Origin of the sequence: Acidiphilium sp. (assembly GCF_049977125.1) — a bacterium.
GTDB lineage: Bacteria > Pseudomonadota > Alphaproteobacteria > Acetobacterales > Acetobacteraceae > Acidiphilium.
The window spans coordinates 1-22,500 of record NZ_JBMFGY010000051.1; the positions used below are offsets into that span (position 1 = coordinate 1).

General features: G+C 61.5%; 15 protein-coding genes. 8 read left to right on the top strand and 7 right to left on the bottom strand.

The window, feature by feature from the left end; translation table 11 throughout:
• On the bottom strand, positions 1-2,013 hold a 2,013-nt coding region (locus ACP5E6_RS09725), incomplete at its 3' end, for a thioredoxin domain-containing protein (protein WP_427954034.1).
• A gap of 492 nt (positions 2,014-2,505) precedes the next feature.
• Between ACP5E6_RS09725 and mnmE the strand changes: the two genes are divergently transcribed.
• From mnmE to ACP5E6_RS09750, 5 genes are all read left to right on the top strand, one after another.
• Positions 2,506-3,795 carry a tRNA uridine-5-carboxymethylaminomethyl(34) synthesis GTPase MnmE gene (gene mnmE, locus ACP5E6_RS09730; protein WP_427954035.1) on the top strand — a complete coding sequence of 430 codons (1,290 nt, stop codon included), beginning with the start codon at positions 2,506-2,508 and terminating at the stop codon, positions 3,793-3,795.
• Positions 3,796-3,825: 30 nt separating this feature from the next.
• Positions 3,826-5,541, top strand: coding sequence for a tRNA uridine-5-carboxymethylaminomethyl(34) synthesis enzyme MnmG (gene mnmG / locus ACP5E6_RS09735; RefSeq protein ID WP_427954047.1), 1,716 nt, complete (start codon positions 3,826-3,828; stop codon positions 5,539-5,541).
• A 5-nt stretch (positions 5,542-5,546) separates the two neighbouring features.
• A complete protein-coding gene (gene rsmG / locus ACP5E6_RS09740) occupies positions 5,547-6,167 on the top strand; it encodes a 16S rRNA (guanine(527)-N(7))-methyltransferase RsmG (protein WP_427954036.1) in 621 nt (206 codons plus the stop codon).
• Positions 6,157-6,945 carry a ParA family protein gene (locus ACP5E6_RS09745; RefSeq protein ID WP_427954037.1) on the top strand — a complete coding sequence of 263 codons (789 nt, stop codon included), beginning with the start codon at positions 6,157-6,159 and terminating at the stop codon, positions 6,943-6,945. Before rsmG ends, ACP5E6_RS09745 begins: the two co-directional genes overlap by 11 nt.
• A 61-nt stretch (positions 6,946-7,006) precedes the next feature.
• Positions 7,007-7,831, top strand: a complete 825-nt coding sequence (locus ACP5E6_RS09750; RefSeq protein ID WP_427954048.1) for a ParB/RepB/Spo0J family partition protein — start codon at positions 7,007-7,009, stop codon at positions 7,829-7,831.
• Positions 7,832-7,873: 42 nt separating this feature from the next.
• Here ACP5E6_RS09750 and hydA read toward each other — a convergent pair whose 3' ends face one another.
• From hydA to ACP5E6_RS09775, 5 genes are all read right to left on the bottom strand, one after another.
• Positions 7,874-9,316: a dihydropyrimidinase gene (gene hydA / locus ACP5E6_RS09755; protein ID WP_427954038.1), complete on the bottom strand. Its 1,443-nt coding sequence runs from the start codon at positions 9,314-9,316 to the stop codon at positions 7,874-7,876.
• A gap of 298 nt (positions 9,317-9,614) precedes the next feature.
• A complete protein-coding gene (locus ACP5E6_RS09760; RefSeq protein WP_427954039.1) occupies positions 9,615-12,647 on the bottom strand; it encodes a glycosyltransferase in 3,033 nt (1,010 codons plus the stop codon).
• An 86-nt stretch (positions 12,648-12,733) separates the two neighbouring features.
• Complete coding sequence (locus ACP5E6_RS09765; protein ID WP_427954040.1) at positions 12,734-13,918, bottom strand: hypothetical protein; 1,185 nt, start codon at positions 13,916-13,918, stop codon at positions 12,734-12,736.
• 4 nt (positions 13,919-13,922) lie between these two features.
• The gene (locus ACP5E6_RS09770) at positions 13,923-14,645 is read right to left on the bottom strand and encodes a dienelactone hydrolase family protein (protein ID WP_427954041.1); all 723 of its coding nucleotides are present in this window, start codon (positions 14,643-14,645) and stop codon (positions 13,923-13,925) included.
• Between the two features lie 56 nt (positions 14,646-14,701).
• The gene (locus tag ACP5E6_RS09775) at positions 14,702-15,832 is read right to left on the bottom strand and encodes a type III PLP-dependent enzyme (protein WP_427954042.1); all 1,131 of its coding nucleotides are present in this window, start codon (positions 15,830-15,832) and stop codon (positions 14,702-14,704) included.
• Between the two features lie 358 nt (positions 15,833-16,190).
• Between ACP5E6_RS09775 and ACP5E6_RS09780 the strand changes: the two genes are divergently transcribed.
• Positions 16,191-16,910 carry a response regulator gene (locus tag ACP5E6_RS09780; protein ID WP_427954043.1) on the top strand — a complete coding sequence of 240 codons (720 nt, stop codon included), beginning with the start codon at positions 16,191-16,193 and terminating at the stop codon, positions 16,908-16,910.
• On the top strand, positions 16,907-18,259 hold the full coding sequence (locus ACP5E6_RS09785; protein ID WP_427954044.1) for an ATP-binding protein: 1,353 nt from the start codon (positions 16,907-16,909) through the stop codon (positions 18,257-18,259). The genes ACP5E6_RS09780 and ACP5E6_RS09785 overlap by 4 nt, the downstream gene beginning before the upstream one ends.
• 48 nt (positions 18,260-18,307) lie before the next feature.
• Here the strand turns inward: ACP5E6_RS09785 and ACP5E6_RS09790 are convergent, their stop codons facing one another.
• Positions 18,308-21,019, bottom strand: a complete 2,712-nt coding sequence (locus ACP5E6_RS09790; protein WP_427954045.1) for a glycosyltransferase family 2 protein — start codon at positions 21,017-21,019, stop codon at positions 18,308-18,310.
• A gap of 204 nt (positions 21,020-21,223) precedes the next feature.
• On the opposite strand from ACP5E6_RS09790, the gene ACP5E6_RS09795 reads away from it, so the two are divergent.
• Positions 21,224-22,500, top strand: a 1,277-nt coding sequence (locus ACP5E6_RS09795) for a hemolysin family protein (RefSeq protein WP_427954046.1), incomplete at its 3' end; no start/stop codon positions are given.

Consider the following 22,500-nt stretch of genomic DNA (forward strand, 5'->3'; position numbering starts at 1 on the left):
TTGTCTCAATGAAACGAGGTCAATGATGGGTAGTGAGCACGTGTTGTTGCGGCACAGGAACGCCGCGGGGTGGCATGTGAGCTTGCTGTATGCCGGGTGGGTTGTTGGCAAGGTTGTGTTGGTTTGCAGTGGGAGGACCACGGATGCAGGGTTGAAGCTCGATCGAGCGAGGCGGTGTAGGGCGTGGTAATGTGGATCGTCGGGGTTGCCGGTGATCACGATGCAGGTGGCGTTTTCGAGCAGCGCGGCAGCGGCCAGGATTGTCGGATAAGCTGGGAGATTGCGGCGTTCGCCAGTGTGTCGGTTGATGGTTCTGGTGGCGGCAGCGTGGTATTCGGCGTTGCCGGTGAGGTGATAAAGGCGGGCGTAGGCTTCGGCCATTAGGCCGGCACCGGCGGGGGTTGCATTGTCGGTCGCGGCACGGGGGCGTAGACCGACCGGGAGGTCGGCGGTGTCGTCCGCACTGGCGAACCATCCACCGGCATCATCGGCGAAGTGCCGTTTGGTCGCCGCGATCACCTGTTCGGCGCGGGTCAGGTAAGCGGGGTTGCCGGTGGCCTCGTAAAGTGAGATGATTGCCCTGAGCATAGCGGCCTGGTCATCGAGCATACCGGCGGCGGAGATGGTGCCGCGCCGGTATGCATGATCGAACCGGCCATCTGTGCGTCCAAGCAGAGAGCTGACGGCGTCGAATGCTGCGATCGCGAGGTCCAGCCAGTCCGGTCGATCGAACACGGCGCTGGCGCGGGTAAGCGCTGCGATGGTAAGGCCGTTCCAGTCGGACAGGATCTTGTCGTCCCAACCGGGGTGGATGCGTTGCTCGCGTGCGAGGCGCAGGCGCTCGCGCAAAGCCGCGAGATCACGTTCGATCACGGGGTCTTCCGGGTGGGTGACGCGGGTGAGGATGATTTGTCCCTCCCAGTTTCCCGTTTCGGGGCAGGGGTAATGATTGGTGAAGCTGGCGAGATCAGTGCCGAGCACGGCAGCGATGTCATCATGGGCCCAGACATAGAACTTTCCTTCGACTCCTTCGGAATCTGCGTCTAGCGCGGCAGCGAAGGCCAGAGACCCATCGGGTGCGGGGTCGTTGCTGGCTAGCATGTCGCGGGCTAGCCAAGCGACCAGTTCGATAGCGCGTGCTGCCAGCAGCAGATCGGGTTCGGCCGCCTGGGCGAAAGCCAGCAATTCCAGGATTTGGGCATTGTCGTAGAGCATTTTTTCGAAATGCGGGACCAACCAGACTTCGTCGGTCGAGTAGCGGGCGAAGCCGCCGCCGAGATGATCGTAAATGCCGCCCTGCGCCATGCGCGCCAACATCAATGCCACTGCTGCTCCCGCTTCATGACGGTCGGTGCGGGCATATTCATTCCAGAGAAACCGGAATATCGGTGGATTGGGGAATTTTGGCGCGCCCCGCAGGCCGCCATCCTCCCAGTCGATCATGGCGATGAAGCGCTCGGCCACGGCATCGAGATCGTCGGGGGTCAGGGGGCCACCCGCCGTCGGTTCGGATTGGCGCGCGACCCGGCGCATTAGTGCGGCGCCGCTGACCAGAAGCTTATCGCGTTCCGCCGTCCAGGCCTCCGCGACGCCAGTCAAGACCTGACGGAACGACGGGCGACCCCAGCGCGGCTCGGGTGGGAAATAGGTTCCGCCGAAAATAGGCGCGGCGTCGGGGGTTAGGATCATCGTTAATGGCCACCCACCTGCTTCGCCCATGGCCTGCAGGGCCGCCATATAGATGCTGTCGATATCGGGACGTTCTTCACGGTCGATCTTGACGTTGATGTAATGTGCGTTCATCAGCGCGGCCGTTTCGGCGTTTTCGAAGCTCTCGTGAGCCATCACATGACACCAATGACAGGCAGCATAACCGATTGAGAGAAGGATCGGCTTATTTTCATCGCGCGCGCGCGCGAGTGTTTCGGGTGTCCACATCTGCCAATGCACCGGATTGCCGGCATGTTGAAGCAAATATGGAGACGATGCGGTGGCAAGATTATTACCGGTCATGGCAACACAGACTTTCTGGTCCAAGGTGATAGGGGAAGCGCTCCGGAGACGGGGTTAACGCCCCAGGCCTTGCTTTCACCACGTGGCCCGGCCACCACAATGTCTTAATTGATATTTTTGAACACTGAAAGTGCGAGGATGAACCATGGATGATTGCATTGAGCGGCCAGCGTATTTTACTCACCATGTTTTTGTGTGCGGCAATCATCGGCCACTGGAGCACGAGCGAGGGTCCTGCGGGGCGAAGGGGTCGGAGCGATTGCGGGATTATATGAGGGTGCGGGCGAAGGAGTTGGGATTGACGGGGATTCGGATCAATGCGGCCGGGTGCCTGGATCGGTGCGAGCATGGGCCCGTAGTGGTGATTTATCCGCGCGGTATATGGTATCGGGTGGTCGATGTTGCCGCGGTGGAGCGAGTACTGACCGAGGATATTCGCGACGGGCGACCGATTGCTGAGTTGATGTTGCCGGATCGGGTGATTAGCGCAACATGACTGGGGTCATTTTCGCGAACGCGACTGGGGTCGGTGGGGCGATTGCGGTGTTCCGGTTGAGTGGTGCGGGGGTTGCTAGGGTAATTGCCGCGCTTGCGGGAGAGATTCCGGCGGCGCGGCGTGCGTCACTGCGACGGTTGCGGGATCGAGCGGGTGGATTGATTGACGAGGGTCTGGTGTTGTGGTTTCCGGGACCGGCTAGTGCAACTGGGGAAGATTATGCCGAGTTGCAGGTTCATGCAGGAAGGGCGGTGGCGGCTGCGGTGACGGCAGCGTTGGTCGATCTCGGTGCACGGCCGGCAGAGCCGGGTGAGTTTGCACGTCGGGCGTTCGGCAATGGTAGGCTTGATCTGATCGAGGCTGAGGGGATCGCGGATCTGATTGCGGCCGAAACCGAGGGACAGCGGCGATTGGCGTTGGATCAGGCCGGAGGGGCGATGGGTATTGTGATTGCGTCGTGGCGGTCGCGTCTGATCGGGTTGATGGCGCAACTGGCGGCGTTGATCGATTTTGCCGATGAGGATTTGCCAGCCGACGTCGAGGCGGCGATGCTTGGGGAAATGGCAGCGTTGCGGGGCGAGTTTGGCGCGGTGCTTGCGAGAGGGGCGGCGGCGGAGCGAATCCGTGAGGGTATCGACATCGTGGTGCTGGGGGCGCCGAATGCGGGAAAGTCGACGTTGGTCAATGCGATTGTGGGTGAGGAGGTTGCTATCGTTTCCGATATTGCGGGGACGACGCGTGATGTGATCGGGGTGCGGCTCGATCTGAACGGGGTGCCGGTGCGGCTGGTTGATACCGCCGGGCTGCGCGAGGCGCGCGATGTGATCGAGGCGGAGGGTGTGCGGCGCGCGTGGGCGCAAGTGGCGCGCGCGGATTTGGTGTTGTTGTGTGCGGCGGCGCCGGATTTCATCGAGCCTGTTGTACCTGGATCCGTGCGTACGCTGCGGATTGCGACTAAAATGGATCTGGGAGGCGCAATTCCGGCGGGGATGCTGGCCTTGAGTGCGCGATCGGGTGCTGGGATGGCCGGGTTGATCGAGGCGCTGCATGAGGCGGTTGGTGCGTTGGTGGCGCGAGGTGCCGGGCCATCGTTGCCGCGACCCCGACAGGTTGCTTGCGTGCGCGACATGGCAGAGGCGTTCGATCGGGCCATGGGTGTGTGCGCGGCAGAGTTGCGCGCGGCAGAGTTGCAGGTGGCGGCGGATGCGTTGGGTCGGCTGGTTGGGGTGATCGGGGTCGAAGATGTACTGGACCAAGTGTTTTCCAGCTTCTGTATCGGCAAATGATGCTATAGGGCCGCAATGAACGTGAACATGATGGATTTCGATGTTGTGGTGATCGGTGGAGGTCATGCCGGGTGCGAGGCGGCGGCGGCGGCGGCGCGGGTGGGGGCGCGGACCGCGCTGTTGACCCACCGGGCTGATCGGATTGGCGAGATGTCATGTAACCCGGCGATCGGGGGCATCGGCAAGGGTCATTTGGTGCGCGAGGTTGATGCGCTCGACGGGCTGATGGGCAAGGCTGCCGATGTCGCCTGCATTCATTTCAAGATGCTGAACCGCACCAAGGGACCGGCGGTGTGGGGACCGCGGGCGCAGGCGGATCGGGCGCTGTATCGCGCGGCGATGCAGGGGTTAATTGCGGCGCAGGACAATTTGGTGGTGGTCGAGGGTGAGGCGGCGGATCTCGAGATCGGGGTGGACGGGGCGTTGGGCGCGGTGATCACCGGAGGTGGCGCGCGGCTGGCGTGCCGGGCGGCGGTGCTAACGGCGGGAACGTTCCTGCGCGGGGTTCTGCATTTCGGTGAGCGTGTTGAGGCAGGCGGACGAGTAGGTGATGCAGCTTCGAACGCGTTGGCGATCCGGTTGCACGGCTTGGGCTTACCACTGGGGCGGTTGAAGACCGGAACACCGGCGCGGCTGGATCGGACATCGATCGACTGGGAGGGGTTGCCGGAGGACAAGGGCGAGCCGGTGCCGGTGCCCTTCAGTCTAATGACGGCGGCGGTAGGCAATCGGCAGATTTCGTGCCGGATCAGCGAGACCAATGCGGCGACTCATGCGATCATAACTGAAAATCTGCATCGCTCTGCGGTGTACGGTGGGCGGATCGAGGGGGTGGGCCCTCGATATTGCCCGTCGATTGAGGACAAGGTGGTGCGTTTTGCCGACAGGACGCGACATCAGGTGTTTCTGGAGCCGGAAGGGCTCGATGATATCACTGTGTATCCCAACGGGATTTCGACGAGCTTGCCGCGCGCGGTGCAGGAGGCATTTATTCGAACGATGCCGGGGTTGGATCGAGCGGTGCTGCTCCGTGCGGGGTACGCGGTTGAGTATGATTATGTTGATCCGCGAGCACTTGATCATTCTCTGGCGTTGCGGGCAGTGCCAGGACTGTTTCTTGCCGGGCAGATCAATGGCACGACCGGCTACGAGGAGGCGGCAGCACAGGGAATTGTGGCGGGGATCAATGCGGGTCGGCGGGCAGGTGGATTGGATGTGGTGACGGTGGGCCGGGCTGAGGGGTATATCGGGGTGATGATCGACGACCTGGTGACGCGAGGGGTGACGGAGCCGTACCGGATGTTTACGTCGCGGGCGGAGCATCGGTTGAGTTTGCGGGCGGACAATGCGGATTTGCGGTTAACCCCGTTAGGGGTGAGGTGGGGATGCGTTGGAGTGGATCGGCAGAGGGCCGTGGCAGCATTGCAGTGTTCGGTTGCGACAGTGCGACGGGGCGAGGCGGGTAGTGGTGTGGCTGAAGGTATCGTTGCGGCGGATCGACTTTATGCGGGGTATCTGGAACGGCAGGCCCGTGACATTCGGGCACGTGCGAAGGATGAGGCCGTGAGTATTCCGGCGATGTTCGATTATCGGGCGGTCGGCGGATTGTCGGCGGAATTGGTCGGTCGGTTGGAGCGTGTACGCCCCGCGTCGCTGGGAGCGGCGGGGCGTCTGGAAGGCATGACCCCGGCAGCGATAGGGGCGATTTTTGCGGCGCTGCGGAAATCTCATGAGATGGCGGCGTGACGTGCATGACGACCGACGAAAAGGACCGTTTTGAGACCTTTGTTTCACGTGAAACATACCAACCACTTCGGACCTATTCGGAGTCGATCAGGAAATGGACGGCAACGATCAATCTGATCGCCCGGAGGGATGCTACCGATGAGGCTATCTGGCGGCGACATGTTTTGGATGCCGCGCAGATCGTGCCGCTGATACCGCCTAGTGTAACGTACGCGATCGATTTGGGGTCGGGTGCCGGATTGCCCGGGATCGTGGTGGCGATTGAACGGCCTGACATTCATGTGACGATGATTGAGTCCGATCGGCGCAAGGCGGCGTTCTTACAGACGATGGTGGCGACGCTCGGCTTACGCGCGACGGTGGTGGCGGCTCGGATCGAAGCGGCGGTGGTTGCGCCGGCGGCGTTGGTGATGGCTCGCGCCCTGGCTCCGTTGCCGGATTTGTTGGCCTATTCGGCGCCGTTGCTCGATAATGACGGTGTTTGCATCTTTATGAAGGGGCGTCATGCCGATGCCGAGATCAGGGTTGCGCAGGCCGATTGGAGGATGAATGTCGAGTATTTTTCGAGCCGGACCGAAGCTGATGCAGTGATTCTGCGAATCAGTGGGCTCAGTCGTGCCCGCTAAAATCATTGCTATTGCCAATCAGAAGGGCGGGGTCGGCAAGACAACGACAGCGATCAATCTTGCAACTGCTTTAGCGGCAACCGGTGAGCGCGTGTTGCTACTCGACCTGGACCCGCAAGGTAATGCCAGTACGGGTTTCGGTATCGCTACCGATGAGCGCGGCCTTGGAAGTTACGCACTGCTGACTGGGGACGCGCCGGCGGCTTCATTGGTGTTGCCGACGGAAATTCCCGGTTTGCTGATTATTCCCGCGACGGAGGATTTGATCGGTGCTGATCTCGAGTTTGCGCATAGTGAGGCGCGGGAGCATCTGATCGAGCGGGGGTTGGCCGAACCCGGATTGGCCGGAGAGTTCGGTTATATCTTTATCGATTGCCCGCCCGGGCTCGGTCTGCTCACATTAAATGCTCTGGTTGCGGCGTCCTCGGTTTTAATTCCATTGCAATGCGAGTTTTTCGCGCTGGAGGGAATCAGTCAGTTGATGCGGACGATTAATCTGGTGCGACGCACGCTCAATCCCCGTTTGGTGTTGGAAGGGGTCGTGTTAACGATGTTTGATCGACGAAACAATTTGGCGCAAGCAGTGGCGGATGATGTGCGAGCCTATTTCAAGGCGGATGTATTCGAAACCGCAATTCCGCGGAACATCCGCGTGACGGAATCGCCTAGTCATGGCAAGCCGGTGCTGTTGTATGATTATCGCTCACCCGGAGCGCAGGCTTATGTCAGTCTTGCGGTTGAGTTTTTGCGCCGGCAAAATCAGGAAGTCGGGACATGAGGATGGACGCGTGAGTGTAAAAGAGCAACCGCGGAGGTTGGGCAAGGGTCTTGCCGCATTGATGGGGGGTGCGTCGGTGATGGATGCCACGACCGGATCACTCGATGGAAGCCGAAGTCTCGCGATCGCGACACTGCATCCCGGACCCTTCCAGCCGCGGCGGGCGATGGATGAGGATGCGCTCGAGGAACTCGCCGCCTCGCTCAAGATATGCGGGGTTTTGCAGCCGCTGCTAGTCCGGTCGTTTCCCGGCAAAGTTGGGCAGTATCAGATCATCGCCGGCGAAAGACGCTGGCGTGCAGCCCAGCGCGCCGGCTTGCACGAGGTGCCGGTGCTGGTGCGTGAATTGTCCGATACCGACGCGATGGCGGCAGGGCTCGTCGAGAATTTGCAGCGCCAGGATCTTGATCCGATCGAAGAGGCGGAGGGTTATCAGCGCCTGCTCGACGAATTCGGTATGATTCAGGAAGATCTGGCGATGGCCGTTGCAAAGTCGCGGCCGCATATCACCAATATGTTGCGGCTGCTCAATCTTCCGGTTGATGTTCAGAAATCGCTGCGTACGGGTGATCTCAGCACCGGTCATGCGCGTGTATTGTTGCAGCATCCCGATCCGCTGGCCGGAGCACGCGCGGTGATGGCAAATCGGCTGACGGTGCGCCAGACAGAGTCGCTGGTTGCCGCCGCTCTCGCACCGAAGCCGGCGATCACTCCTGCAGCGCCGCGTGACAATGCGGTGACCAAAACGCTGGAACGTGAGTTGATGGAGTTACTCGGATTGCGGGTACGGATCAGTTTCAACGGGAATGGCGGCTCTGTTTCCCTGTCGTACGATTCGCTTGACCAACTTGATGGGATCCTGACTCTACTGCGAGGCCAGCAATAAGATTTGTTCGATTTAGCTGGGAAATCACCATGGCGAGATCGATCACGCATAGGCCGAAGGATTGAAGCCGTTGGCGAGGCGACCGGTGGGTTTGATTAGGTCATACGGGCCGCGCGCGATGAAGCGCCCACTGCCGGGCTCGGCTTGCAGCAACGCATCGCGCATCACGACTGCGCCGCGCCGCATCGTCAGAACGGGGGCGCCGGTGACGACACGGCCTTCATAGGGCGTGTAGTCTATCGCGTGTTGCATCATCCCATTGGTGAGCGTGACCTGTTTGTGCACGTCCCACAAAACAATGTCGGCGTCTGCGCCGGGGGCGAGGCGGCCTTTATTGGTCAGGCCAAATAGGCGCGCTGGGTTGAAGGCGGTCAGGCGGACGAAATCACTCGCGCTGATCCGACCGGCGGTAACGCCCTCGCTGAACAGCAGCATCAAACGCGCACCAAGTCCGGGTACTCCGTTTGGAATATCGCGAAATGGGGCGTTGCTGCCGGCGCTGCGTTTGCCGCGCGATCCTTCGAACCGATAGCCGCTGTGGTCGGAGGATATTACATCGATTGTGCCACGCCTGATCTGCTCCCATAGGCCAGTGGCGGCATCGGCATCGCGGGGGGCGGGGCTGCACATGAATTTTGCACCCTCAAAATCGGGGCGATCCATATCCGCCGCAGTCAGAACAAGATACTGTGGGCACGTTTCGGCCCAGATTTTTACGCCGCGCGCCTGCGCCCGCGCAATTTCCTCGGCAACTTCAGCACAGGAGACGTGGAAAATCTGGATCGGCTGATCCACCAACTCTGCGAGGGCGATCGCGCGCACGGTTGCTTCCCGCTCCAAAGCCACCGGTCGCGACCAGGCATGGTATTTCGGCGCGGTCAGACCGGCGGCAAGCAGGGCCTCAGTCATCCAGCCGATCGCCGCGTAATTTTCGCAATGTAAAGTCACCAGCGCACCGTGGCGCCGCGCCGCCGCCAGAATCCGCAACAGGCCACGGTCATCAACATGCAACGGATCATAGGTCAGAAACACCTTCAGGCTCCGAATCCCTGCGGCGATCAGGGCGGGAATTTCCTGGTTGATGACAGTGTCGGTCGGATCGGTGATGATCTGGTGGAAACTATAATCCATCATTGATCGCGCGGCGCGTTGTTGATAGCCCGATAGGGCGGGGCCGATTGGATAGCCTTTGAACTGGGTGGAAAACGTAATCGCGGTCGTCGTGCCTCCGGCAAATGCCGATGTGCTCGCCGAAATAAAACTTTCCTCATCCGTCGTGCCATCAGCACGCAACTGTTCGACGTGACAATGCGAATCTACCCCGCCCGGCATGACCAGCAATCCGGATGCATCGATCTCCTGATCGCCGCGTAGGCCGTGGCCAACTGCGGCAATTGTTTCCCCGTTCACCCCGACATCAGCGGCATATTGCTCCACCGGCGTCACCACGACGCCGTTTTTGATCACCAGATCGTACCTAGCCATCATATTGAACCCCTGTTGCACGGGAGCATGATCGATTCAGGTCGATCATGATGCCGCTAATGTTTGGCGGGCAGGTTTCGCTTCTGGCTGATGTGAAAGGAACACCTTCGAACGACCCTGTCCCGACGTGTTTATGCCGCAGAATGGTGCTCACTTCCAATTCATGGGGTGAGACATGACGATGTCCAAAGGAGTACGGCCCTCCCGGATGTTCTGACAGTTTTCGCCACGGGAAATCGACTGACCTCAACTGCAAGAAGATGGATCGGATCAAATTCCGTTGCACTTGGGGCAGGCGTCAGACGGCACGCAGACGGGGGCGACGTTTGGTGACGGGGCAGGTCGCCTTCTCGAGAATCGTCTGAACCGTGGATTCGAAGGTGGCTCGATCGTTTTCGCGTGCTAGGCGACGCAGTGCTGCATCGCGCATGGCGCACCAAGCATCTTCGTCGCGGTAAAGGCGGGCGATGGCGGCAGCGAAACCGGCGGCATCTGTCACGTCGGCCTGCGCGATTTCATGGTCGGCGGTCCAGCCTAGTTGACGAACCAGCAGGGTGGTGGCGACACAGGGCAGACCATAAGACGCGGTTTCGTAAACCTTGTAGGGTGTACCGGCGGCATAGCGGGTGGGAGCAACGAAGATCCGATGGCTGTCATAGGCGGGTCGTAGATCATCGATGCTGCCGCGCACATTGATATGCGGATTGTGGGTGAATTCCGACAGGTCGATGTCGGGGGCAGTATAGCCGATGAAGGTCAGAACTGGTGGGATGCCCATTTCAGAGATCAGGGCTGGCAGAATCTCATCGCGGTACCAGCGCAGACTGTCGAAATTCGGGCTGTCGGTCTGATGGATGCTGGCGATGAACAGAATGCCTTCGCGGTCAATGAAGCGGCGCGGTGTCGGGTCGATGTCACGGATGGTGCCGAGCACTGAAACCCGATCGAGACCGATGCCGCGCAGCAGATCAACCTCAGCATTGTTCACGGCGGTGACGTGGCGGCAGCGCCGGGCGTTGCGGAACTCGTAAGCCAGAGCCTGGGGTAAGTTAAATGTGCCTTTTGCTGTATCGAGCTCGGCCGCTGCGGCATCCCGGGCGGCTTCGATCGCCTCGGTGTCGAGCACGAACGGAGTTTGCCGCGGATCGATTCCGGCCTCGGCAAATATCTCTTGTGTGCGGTCAAGGTTATGGGTGCGTGAGATCCAGATGAGGTCGTAGAACCCGCTACGCTCCTGCAAGAGCTGCGGCAGGGTCAGGATGGTGCGGTCGTGCAGCACCTCGACGGTATCGGGCAGGTCGCCGAACAGACTCATTACGTCATGCCGGGCACCATTGATCGGCAGCACCGACACCCGCCAGCCGGCAGCTGCGATGGCGCGCACCGCGTCGTTCGCGCGTACGAACCCCGAGCCAAGCCGGCGCACCGGCACGGTGTCTTCGAGGAACAGTACACGCCTGCCCGCACCGTCGAGCGCGCGGGCGTGGATGATGTTATCGGTCGCGCAGTCCCGCTTCGTCTTAAGGAATCCGGTGTGTTTACGCTTGAAGATCCGTCGGCCCCGGCGCATCAGAGCCATCGAGGCTTCGGTGTTGGCCGCACTGCCGAATTCGAGGTGATGCACCACAACGTCGGGATCGTACACGATGCGAAAGCCATTTTCGATCATCCGCACACACAGATCGACCTCCTCGTAATAGGCCGGTCTAAACCCTTCATCGAACCCGCCGAGGCGTTTGACCAAGTCGGTGCGACAGAGCAGGAAAACGCCCGAACAATAGTCGACGTCGCGGACGAAATTCGCCTCCGGGGCCAGCGGCGAGGCGTCGCGCAGATAGCCGATTGTGCTGCCATCGGCCCAAATGATCGAACCTGCCTCCTGCAGGCGCCCGTGGGTACGGATAATCTTACCGCCAACGGCGCCGATCGTGGCGTCGCTGGCTAGCCGTGCGAGGGCGGCAGCGACGGCACCGAAGCCGAGTTCAATGTCATTGTTCAAATAGAGCAACGCCGGCGCGCTGACATGTTCGAGGGCGAGGTTGCAGGCGCGGAGAAATCCTAGGTTTTCCGTACTGTGAACAATTTTAGCACCGAAGACGTAGGTTTCGATCCGTTTTGTGTCGTCAGTGGAGGCGTTGTCGATAATTATCAGCTCGATCGATGCGACAAAATTGTTGCGCAATGAGGCGAGTGCCAGCATGGTGAGTGCGAATTTGTTGTACAACACCATCACCACACTTAGCGCCGGGGCGGCGACAGTGGAAAAATCGATCCGGTGGCGGGCGAACAGCGCCATCTGGTTGCGCGCCCTGAGTTCGAACAGCTGTTTGGCAGCGGGTTCGGCAATGTCGGGGACGCGTTCGGGCGGACAGAACGGCAGTTTTTCCGCCAGCCCGATGATCCGCAAATGGGCGAAGGCGTCGCGTACCCGGCCGGTGTTCAAATCATCCCGTACCCGCGGGTTCATGTCGCGATAATACAGCAAATCGATGTCGCCGCGCGGCCGACGCAGTTCGAAGGCGCCGTATTGAACGAAGTGCCGATAGCCGCTGATGAAATGTCCGGCCTCTATGGCGGCGGCGATGTCGGGGTAGGCTTCGCGGTAATAGGCTTCGGAATAATCCGGCACGGGGTCGAATCCATCGCGTTCGCCGTGCAGCTGATAATGGTGCAGCGCATTGCGCACACGCCCGGCCGCAATCGCGTCGCGTGCGGTTTCATGTGCGGCGGTGTACCAGTCCGGCGCGAAATAGGGGGACGGTGGCAACTCGGGATCAAGGCGATACAGCGAGTACAGGTAGTGCACGAACGGGCCACGCTGTTCGAGATCGTCGAGCGCGATGCCGGCCTCGATTACCCGGGCGCGGTAATATTGCGGATCGAACATGAAATGTCCGATCCGAGCCTCGCGCTGTCCTGATTTCAACCAGTGATCGTAGCGACCAAAACAGCCGTGAAGATCGAGATTTTCTAGCGACATATCCTCGTACAACCGCCCGTAGAGCGTGTCGTCGAACAGCCAGTGCGGCGATAGGCCGCGATAACCATGCTGGCAATAGTGATCAAATCCCGATCTGTATTGTCCAGCCCGGACCAGTGCTGCAATATCCAGGTTCTGTTCAAGGTAGAAACGCTCGTCGAACAATGGACTTGGGCTATGGCCCAATCGACAGCCGGCGCGGAGATAATAGTCGAGCGCCAGCGCGGTTTCATGGCCGCAACAGGTTCGGGCCTCTCCATAGGTGGACAGATACCACGAAGCATCAAATATCGCCCAGGCGGGGCGGGCCAATTCAGGAATTCGTAATAATTCCGCAGCAGGCTTCGACAATGTATTGAACCCGTTTAATAATATACGGCAATGAACAACAAAACCTACCGCCGTGCAAGCATGTTGTTGCGCTGCACAGTCACCGTTCAGGGGTGTAGCGGATTGGCACCGAGTCCGGCCAGCGCCGCCCAGGCCGTCGGTGCCAGGGCCGGCACACGATAATAGGTGAAGGCCGCCGAGCCCGAGCCCGGCCCAACCGTAAGCCCGGTGGCCAGCGTGGTCGACATCGTGGTCATAACCATGCCATCCGGCGCGATGGCCTTTGAGGCGGTCGCGAAGAAGCGACGTGATTGTGTGGCCTGGCCGGCGCGGCGCAGCGCCAGTACAGCGAAACTGGTGCCCTCTATCCAGATGCCCTGGCTGGCCGCGCTGAAACCGATGCCGTTGGGATGGCCGCGGGGCCATCCAAGTGCTGCCAGCGTCGGAGTCAGGACGGCGGCATTGGCAAGACCAGCGAGATAGGGCCAGAGGTTCGCATCAGCTGCGATCAGGTCGTTGCGCGCGCCGTCCGGCGTGAGGCCGGCAGCGAACAAGCGGCTGTGCGCATCGTGCATCGCGTGCACGAAGGTGGCGGCGTGGGCCGTGGCGTCGTGGAGGTGGAGTCGACCGAACGCTACCGCGCAATCGGTGTTCTGTTCGGTGCTGACCCAGCGGAGCTTCTGAGGATAGGGCGGAAAGCCGAATACCCCGCCAGAGAACCCATTGTCAGCGCGGCAATGGGCGATGATCCATCCCGCAGCGCGCATGGCGGCGGCTTCATAACGCTCGCTGTTGATGCCGGCATCACGTAGCGCGGTCCAGAGCAGGATGGCCCAGGCGATCGGTCCAGTTTCGCTGCCCACTTGGTAAGGGTCTTCCGCCCATTGGTTGCTCCGCGCGTCCCACCATCCAGGCAAGGCGATCGGCAGGGTCGTCGGACCGGCGCGATAGGCGTTACGCAACCGACCGTCATTGTAGTTCGGATCGTGCACCTGCGCCATTGCCAGCGCATCAGCGATCCGGGCGGCGTGCAGGCCATAGCCACCTGCTAGCAACGCAAGACCGGCTAAGGCATTGTCGTAGGTATAGGCAGCCGGATCGTTAACTGGGGCGAATTTGGGAAACGCCGCGTTCGCCGCCCGATCCGGAAAGCTCGCGAGCAGTACTGGCCCGGGCGGTGCGGCATCGAGTTGCGCGCGGATGGTGTGAATCAATCTGTCAGCCACTGCTACCGCCGCACGACCGACCACCGGGGCCAAAACCAGCCCGGTGAGCAGGGTGCGGCGGCGCATCGGCTCAGCCCAGAGCAGCCATCAGGGCTTCAGCGGTACGGCCGTTGGCGATGGTTGCGGCGCGGCGGTCGTAGTGCACGCCGTTGACACGCGCGAAAGCGTGCTGCACGGCCGGGTAGACATGGGCGGTGATTTCAGGCTTGCCTTGCACACCGGCGAGGACGGCGGTGCGGACCGCTTCGTTGGCAAACTCGTCCTGCTCGGCGATGTGGATCAGCAGCGGATGGCGGATGGCGTTGAATTCAGGAACGAGCTTGTCGAGCATGACGCCGTAGTAGGAGATGTTGACATCGGCGTCCGATCGGGTGGCCATCATGACGGCAAGCCGGCCGCCTAGGCAGAAGCCAACAGTGCCGGCGCGGCCATTGCAGCCGGGCAGGTGGCGCGCTGTGGCAAGGGCGGATTTCAGGTCTTCGATGCCTTTGTCTTGGTCAAACCCATTCATCAGGGCGAAGGCCTGCTTCCATTCGGCTTCGGATTTGTCTGTGAGGTCGACACCGGGTTGCTGGCGCCAGAACAAGTCGGGAGCGACGGCGATGTAACCCATTTCCGCAATTTCTTGGCAGGTCGCGCGGATCGCATCGTTCACGCCGAAGATTTCCTGGATCACCACGACCGCGCCGGTCGGACGGGTCGAGGGGGTGACGGTGAAGGCCTTGAAAACGCCGGCACCATCGGTGGCTTCGATGTCGATACTGCCGGCGGTGGTGGTGATTTTTTCGGTCATGGCGGCTCCCTGTGCGCAGGTTAAACATTTGCGCCGCCCGCGGGCGGCAACCACGCTTACAAATAGTGTTCCTGCGGCGGAAGAAAACCGTTGAACCCCTGGCTCGCGTAACTCGTGACATAGGCTCCGGTATCATGGATCAGAACGAGATCGCCCGATTTCAAAGCAGCGGGAAGTCGGTAGGGTGTGTCGCGATACATTACATCGACGCCGTCGCAGGAGGGGCCGGCGATTATCGCCGGGGTTTCGGGGCCGGTCACGCAGCGGGCGGTAATGGTATAGCGGATCGCTTCCCCCTCAGTTTCGGCAAGACCGCCGAAACGCCCGAGGTCGAGATAGACCCAGCGCCGGTCGCCATCCTCGCGCCGCGTACAGGCGAGTACCACCTCGGTCACCGCGATCCCTGCGTCGCCCACGATGGCGCGTCCCGGTTCGATCAAAAGATCAGGCAGGTCGTTGCCGAAATGGGCGCGAACCGAAGCCATGATGGCGTCGCCAAAGGTGCCAAGGGGAGGGATCTCGTCGCGATAACGAGTGGGGAATCCGCCGCCGAGGTTGAGCAAGCGCAGGTCGATGCCATGGCTTCGCAGATCGGAAAACACCATAGCGGCTTGGCCGATCGCGCTCTGATAGGCACCAACGCCGGTCTGCTGGCTACCGACGTGAAAGGAGATGCCATGGGGGATCAGGCCAAGGTCGCGCGCGGCGATCAGCAGGTCGCGTGCATGGTCGCCGCTGGTGCCGAATTTGCGCGACAGCGGCCAGTCCGCCCCGTCCTGGCTGACAGCCAGGCGACAATAGACTTTCGAGCCTGGCGCGGCTTCGGCGAGTTTTGCCAATTCCTCGTCGGAGTCGAAGGCGAACAGATTGATACCGCAGGCAAATGCCTCAGCAATCGCCGACCGCTTCTTGACCGTGTTGCCGAAACTGATCGCCTCCGGTCCTGCGCCGGCGGCGATGCAGGCACGCACTTCCTCGATACTGGCGGCATCGAAGCGTGAGCCGAGCCCGACCAGGCGATCGAGCACCGGAGTGGCGGGGTTGGCCTTGACCGCATAATAGATCGCGGCATCGGGTAACGCAGAGCGCAGCGCGGTGAAATTCGCGGCGACGCGATCAAGATCAACGACGATTGCCGGCGTACTGAAGACACCGGAATCGATGAAACGGGCGAGTTTTGGGGTCATGAACCCACTCCCTTCCCAGGTCAGAGGCTTTGCACTCAAGCGCAAAGCGGGTTGCGAAACGGTCGAACGAACCAGCGACCAGACGGATGCCAGAACGCTTGACGTCGTTGCGTAACCCCCGAGAGGGCAGAGGCACGTGCGTTGCTGCGTGCGCGGCGCAAACACGCTCCGCGTAGAAATCGCTTAGACCTAATTCCTGTCGCAATGCAAGTGACAATTTATGGATGTGCGACGGCGGGTCTTTTTTAATCCGGCTTGATTGTGGGCCGATCGCTGGGGATGTGCCGATGATCACCGAAACAATATGAGATGTTATGCGCTCTGCCCGGTAGGCGTCAGCCGCGCTATTGTAACACGCATGGACTCCATGCCGCATATTCTGGTGGTCGATGACGACCGCGACATCCGTGATCTGCTCGCTCGTTTCCTTGAGCGGCAACGGTTTCGCGTGACGGCCGCGCGCGATGGGCGCGAGGCGCGGCGAGCGTTTGTCAACGGACATTATCAACTCGTCGTGCTCGATCTGATGCTGCCGGGGGAATCTGGCCTCGACCTCGCGCGTTGGCTGCGCGGCGAGACGCAGGTTCCGATCATCATTCTGACGGCTCTAGGTGAGGAGCCGGATCGGATCATCGGACTCGAACTCGGTGCCGATGATTATGTAACCAAACCGTTCAACCCGCGTGAACTAGTCGCACGCATCCGCGCTGTGCTTCGCCGGGTGGGTGAGGGTGAGGAGCGCGGCCGCGAGGTTCCAGCCCGGCTCTATCGGTTTTCCGGCTGGTTGCTGGAGACCGCCCGACGTCGGCTGGTCGATCCGCAGGGAACCGATGTGGCGCTGACCGGCGGGGAGTATGATCTGCTGCTGGCGCTTTTGGATCGGCCGAACCGAGTTCTGACACGTGACATGCTGCTCGATCTGCTGCGTGGACGGCAGGCAGGTCCTTTCGATCGAGCCATTGATGTCGCGATCTCGCGGCTGCGTCGCAAACTCGAGGATGATGGTCGCAACGCGCAGCTAATCAAGACCGTGCGCGGCGGCGGGTATGTCTTGGCAGCGACCGTCGAGCGGGTATGAGCCGGCCCGGGTTTCGGCTTTGGCCGGCCAGTCTTGCCTGGCGGACGGCGCTCACCCTGCTGGCTGGTTTCGCGGTTGTACAGGCGATTGGCCTCGGAATTCATACGGTTAACCAGATCGGGTTGAACAACATCATCACTGAGCGGGAGATCGCGACGCGCGATGCGATATTCTACCGTCGCATTGCGATGGCACCGCCGGAGCGCCGCGCCGCCATCGTCGCGGCGGAGCAGGGAATGAAGGGCGACACGATCACGCTAGACCCGATTCCGCCGTTTTCAGGGACGTTTCCACTTCCGCTTCCGGCGCGGCAAATCATTCGCGGTTCGATCATCGCGTTTCCGATTCCGCGGGAATACCGACCACGCACTGTGGTAATGCGCGGCACGGTCGCGCCGCCGCGCAGCGTGCTCAGTTTTCACCTGCCCGATAATGGCTGGTTGACCATCGAAAGCCCATTCCATCCGACCCCACCATGGGCGACCCCCGGTTTTGCTTCGGCGTTTCTTGTGATGTTCGGTCTTGGGGCGGTGTTAATTTTCTGGGCGGTGTTCCGCCTGACCGCGCCGGTTCGCACCCTCGCGGACGCCGCCGAGCAGCTGGGGCGCGATATTCAGCACGCTCCGGCTTTGCCTGAAGGCGGGCCGACCGAGGTTGCGACCGCGGCAATTGCGTTCAACACGATGGCGGCACGGATCCGGCGGTTCGTTGAGGATCGAACGTTTCTGCTCACGGCTATTGGGCATGATCTGCGGACACCGATCACAAGGTTGAAACTGCGTACCGAATTTCTGGAGGACGACGCGCAGCGCGAAAAATTCCTCGGCGATCTCGATGAGTTGGAAGCGATGCTCGCCTCAACTCTCGCATTCGGGCGGGACGTGGCGCAAACCGAGGCTGCAGTGCCAGTCGATCTCGCAATTTTGTTGCGCACTGTGATCGATGAAACGGGGGATGTCGCGCCCGAATGCAGCGAGGCGATGCGCTACATCGGACCTGATCATATCATTTTACGGGGACGGCCGCTGGCGCTCAAGCGCGCCTTTGCTAATCTGGTCGGTAATGCCGTAAAATACGGCGATTCCGCGCGAATCACGCTGCGCGACGCTGATCGCCATACACTGCGGATCGACATCGAGGACGATGGGCCGGGAATCCCGCCGGGCGAGTTGGAGCGGGTGTTCGAGCCGTTTCGCCGGGTGGAAAACAGCCGCAACCGAGAGACCGGCGGCACCGGGCTGGGGTTGGCGATCGCCCGCAACGCGATTCGGGCGCATGGCGGAGATATCACGCTGGCCAACCGGTCTGGCGGCAAGGGACTGGTTGCGAGCATCTATCTGCCCGTGTAACCCAGCAACCGCGCTGTCGGCTGCTGCGATCCGGCGGGACGGGGAACGTCAGTCTCCCGCTGCTGTTCGGGCGGATACCGGCATCCGGGAGATCGGCAGCAGCGTCGGGGCCGGAGCTGCGATCGAGTGGACCGTCCTGGCCGGCAACGCCGCGATGATCGAAACGCTCACCGAAGCCAGATACGGCAGCGACTGGGTGAACAGCACCAGGCACCAGAGCTTGGCTTCCGGCGTCGCCCAGTGATGCCCGATCCCCACCCCGAGCAGCGCGCCCCAGGTCAGCGCCAGCAGCACGAACTCCTCGCGCGCCATCACCAGCCCCTGCACCAGCGCCGGCGCATCCTTCATCTTCGGCGTGCGCAGGAACGGCAGCTTGTTGCTGAACAAGCCTTTCCACACCGCCTTACCGATCGTGTGCGACAGCGCCAACCCCGCCACCGCCGCACCAATCCGGTCACCCAGCCCGCATTTCACCCGCGCCGAATAGAGTGCCAGGATCTGCACGATCTTGAACCCGAACAACCCGATCGAAGGCAGCATGAACAGAATGATCGGAAACTCGAACCGCACCGGGTCCAGAATCAGCCCCGCCGACCACGCCAGCCCGAGGAACAGGAACGCCAGCCCCAGCGCATCGCCCATCCACGGCAGCCACCCGGTCACGAAGTGCCAGCGCTGGCCCAGCGTCAGCGTGCGGTCGAACGGCGAGATCAGCGCTTTCCAATGCTTGCGGGTAATCCGCATCGCGCCATAGGCCCAGCGATAACGCTGCTTGCGGAAGGCGTTGAAATCGTCCGGCATCACGCCGCGCCCGAAGCTCCGTTTCGAATACACCGCCTCATACCCGTCACGGAACAGCCGCATGCCCAGCTCGCTATCCTCGGTGATGCACCACTCCGCCCAGCCGCCATCTTTCTTGAGCGCATCGGTCCGGATCAGCGTCATCGTGCCATGCTGAATGATTGCGTTGCGCTCGTTGCGATTGACCATGCCGATCTGGAAGAACCCGGCATATTCCCAGAACATCATCCGCTTGAAGATCGAGCCGTCATTGTCACGATAATCCTGCGGCGATTGGGTGAACCCCACCACCGGGTCGGCAAACGCCGGCACCATGCAGCGCAGCCAATCCGGATCGACGATGTAATCGGAATCCAGCACCCCGACGATCTCGGCATCCGGCGCCGTCTCGCGCAGCGCGAAGTTCAGCGCCCCCGCCTTGTAGCCCGGATACTGACCCAGCGTGAAAAACCGGAATTTCGCGCCCAGCCGCGCACAATGCGCCGCCACCGGCTCCCACACCGCGCTGTCCTTGGTGTTGTTGTCGATCACCAGCACCTCGTAATCCTCGTAATCGAGGGCGGCGAGCGCGTTCAGCGTCTGCTTGACCATATCGGCCGGCTCATTGCAGATCGGCAGATGCAGCGAAACCTTCGGCAGTTTCGTGCCATGCGGCGCCGGAACCGGCTCGAAATGCCGCTTGCGCACCCGGCCGAACAAGGTCTCGGTCAGGTCGAAACTATCCGCGATCAGCAGGAACAGCAGCAGCCCCTGGCCCAGCGCCAGCGTGCTCCACACCGCGGCCGCCGACCACGAAAGATAGGTCTCGCCCATCACCATCAGCAGCATCGCCAGCGCCGTGCCGAACCCCTGCACCAGCACCGCGAAAATCATCTTGCCCACAAACCGCATATCCGGCCGGCGCGACAGCAGCCCCAGTGTGATCAGCAGCCCGAGCAGCGACGCCCCCGCCGCCCACGGCAGCCACGCCCGGTTCGGCAGCACCGGCCCGGTCAGCGAATATTTCATCTGCCGCGAGAGCGACCACAGCCCCCAATACCCGGCCGCACGCCCCTCGAAACTGGTCTTCCAGGGCTGATCGAACGCCTCCATCACGAAATAATGCAGATGATCCTTCTGCGCGACATTGAAGAACGTGCGCATGAAATTCGCCTGCAACACCCGCGAGGCCCGCGCCCCGCCGATATCGATCCCGTCCGACGGCCAGCCGATCTCACCGATCACCACCTTCTTGCCGGGAAACCGCTTCTCGACCTCATGCAGCCGATACAGCGCATATTTCACCGCATCCGGCTCCGGCACGCCTTCCCAATAGGGCAGCAGATGCACGGTGATGAAATCGACCGATTTCGCCAGCTCCGGATGATGCAGCCAGACATGCCACGGCTCCGCGGTCGAAACCGGCACATGCACCCGCTTCTTGACGTAATCGATGTCCGCCGCCAGCTCCGCCACGGTCAGATTGCGCCGCAGGATCACCTCGTTGCCAACCATCACCGCCTTGACGTCACTGTTGGCGTTCGCGACCTTGACCACCTTGTGCAGCTCGGCCTCGTTCGCCTTCGGATGCTGGTCGATCCACGCGCCAAGCGTGACGTTCAGATGATATTTCGCCGCCAGCGCCGGAATGTCGCCCAGGTCGTTCTGCACCGTATAGGTGCGGATATTATGCGTCTTCGTCGCAACCAGCTTGAGATCAGAATCGATCTGCTTGGTCGTCGGATACACATTGCTCTGCGGGCTTTCCCCGGCATGGAACGGCGAGAACGCAAACCCGCCGATCTCGCCGCGATACGCCGGCATATTGTCGACCGGGCGGTTCAGCGCGGCCCAGATGCTGAAAGTCGCCGCTGCGGCGGTCAGGGCGGCAAACCACGAGATCGGATTGCGCCAGCCCGAACGGAGACGCGGGCGGCTGACCTGGGGAGCGAGCGGGCGAAATTGAGATTGATGCGTCATGAACCAACATCCGGTTGAGCCGCAGAACCATCCTGCGAGGCTCTCAGATGCGTGTGCACTGCGGCATCGCACGGGCCGGAATGTGGCGAAACCGGGGCATCGGCAACGATTTCCACAGCTCAGCCGTGCTATACGAAGCGGCGTCGGCGACGGCAGGATGGGGATTATACTCGGACTGCGTTAGTGCATCGGATCAGGGTTTTTATGCAAATCATTGCTGAAGTTGGCTTTTTGTTTCTGCTGATCCTGTTGAATGCGGGATTTGCGCTTGCTGAGATGGCGCTGGTGTCGTCGCGGCGGGCTGCGCTGGCTCTTTTCGCCCAGAAGCATGTTCGTGGTGCGGCGCGGGCGCGGCTGCTGGCCGAGGCGCCGGAGCGATTTCTGCCGACAGTGCAGATCGGCATTACTGCGATCGGGGTGCTGACCGGAGTAGTCGGCGGCGCCCAGTTGGCGCGAGGGCTGGCGCCGGTGCTGCGCCGGTTTGCGCCGATTGCACCAGTTGCAAGCACACTGGCGCTGACAATCACTGTGGTTGGCGTGACATTTCTGACGCTTGTGTTTGGTGAATTGGTGCCCAAGCGCCTTGCGTTGCGCAATGCCGAACGGATCGCCTGCCTTGTCGCCTGGCCGCTCGACATGTTTGCCCGTATCGCTGCCCCGCTGGTGCTGCTGTTGCAGACCACGAGCGATCTTGTTCTACTGGCGTTCGGCCCGTCCGACCCGCACCGGCGTTCGGTCAGTGAGGAGGAACTCAAGGCGATCCTGGCGGAGGGCACCGAATCCGGCATGCTGGAGGCCGAGGAGCGCGACATGATGGAACGTGTGATGCGCCTTGCCGACAAGCCAGTGCGCGCGATCATGACGCCGCGTCAGGATATCGCCTGGCTCGATCGCACTGCGCCGCGCCTACAGGTGATCACCGCATTGAAATCGGCCCCCCACTCGCGCTTCGTGGTGTGCGACAACAGCATCGACAACGTCGTCGGCATCGTGCAGGCCAAGGACATTCTCGACCGGATGCTCGACGGCAAGGACATGTCGCTCGCAGCCCTGCTGCGCCAACCCTTGGCCGTGCCGGACGCGATTTCGGCGCTCGACGCGCTGGAGCGATTGAAGTCGGATCCTCTGGGTGTGGCGTTCGTGCTCGATGAATATGGCAGTTTCGAGGGAATGATCACGGTCGGCGATCTGTTGGAGGCGATCGTGGGGGATGTCGAGGAACCATCTCTCACCGACACCGGCGAGGAGATGCCAGACCGGTTCGAACTCGATGGTCTCGAACCAATCGACGATGTTGCGCATCGCTTGAAACTTGAAGATCTCCCAGCCCATGGATCGTATCACACGCTCGGTGGCTTTCTGCTCGCGTTGCTCAAACGCGTACCGCGCCAGGGGGATGCGATCGCGTTTGGGGGTTGGCGCTTCGAGGTTCAGGCAATGAACGGTCGCCGGGTGGAACGCGTACTGATCAGCCGTGACCC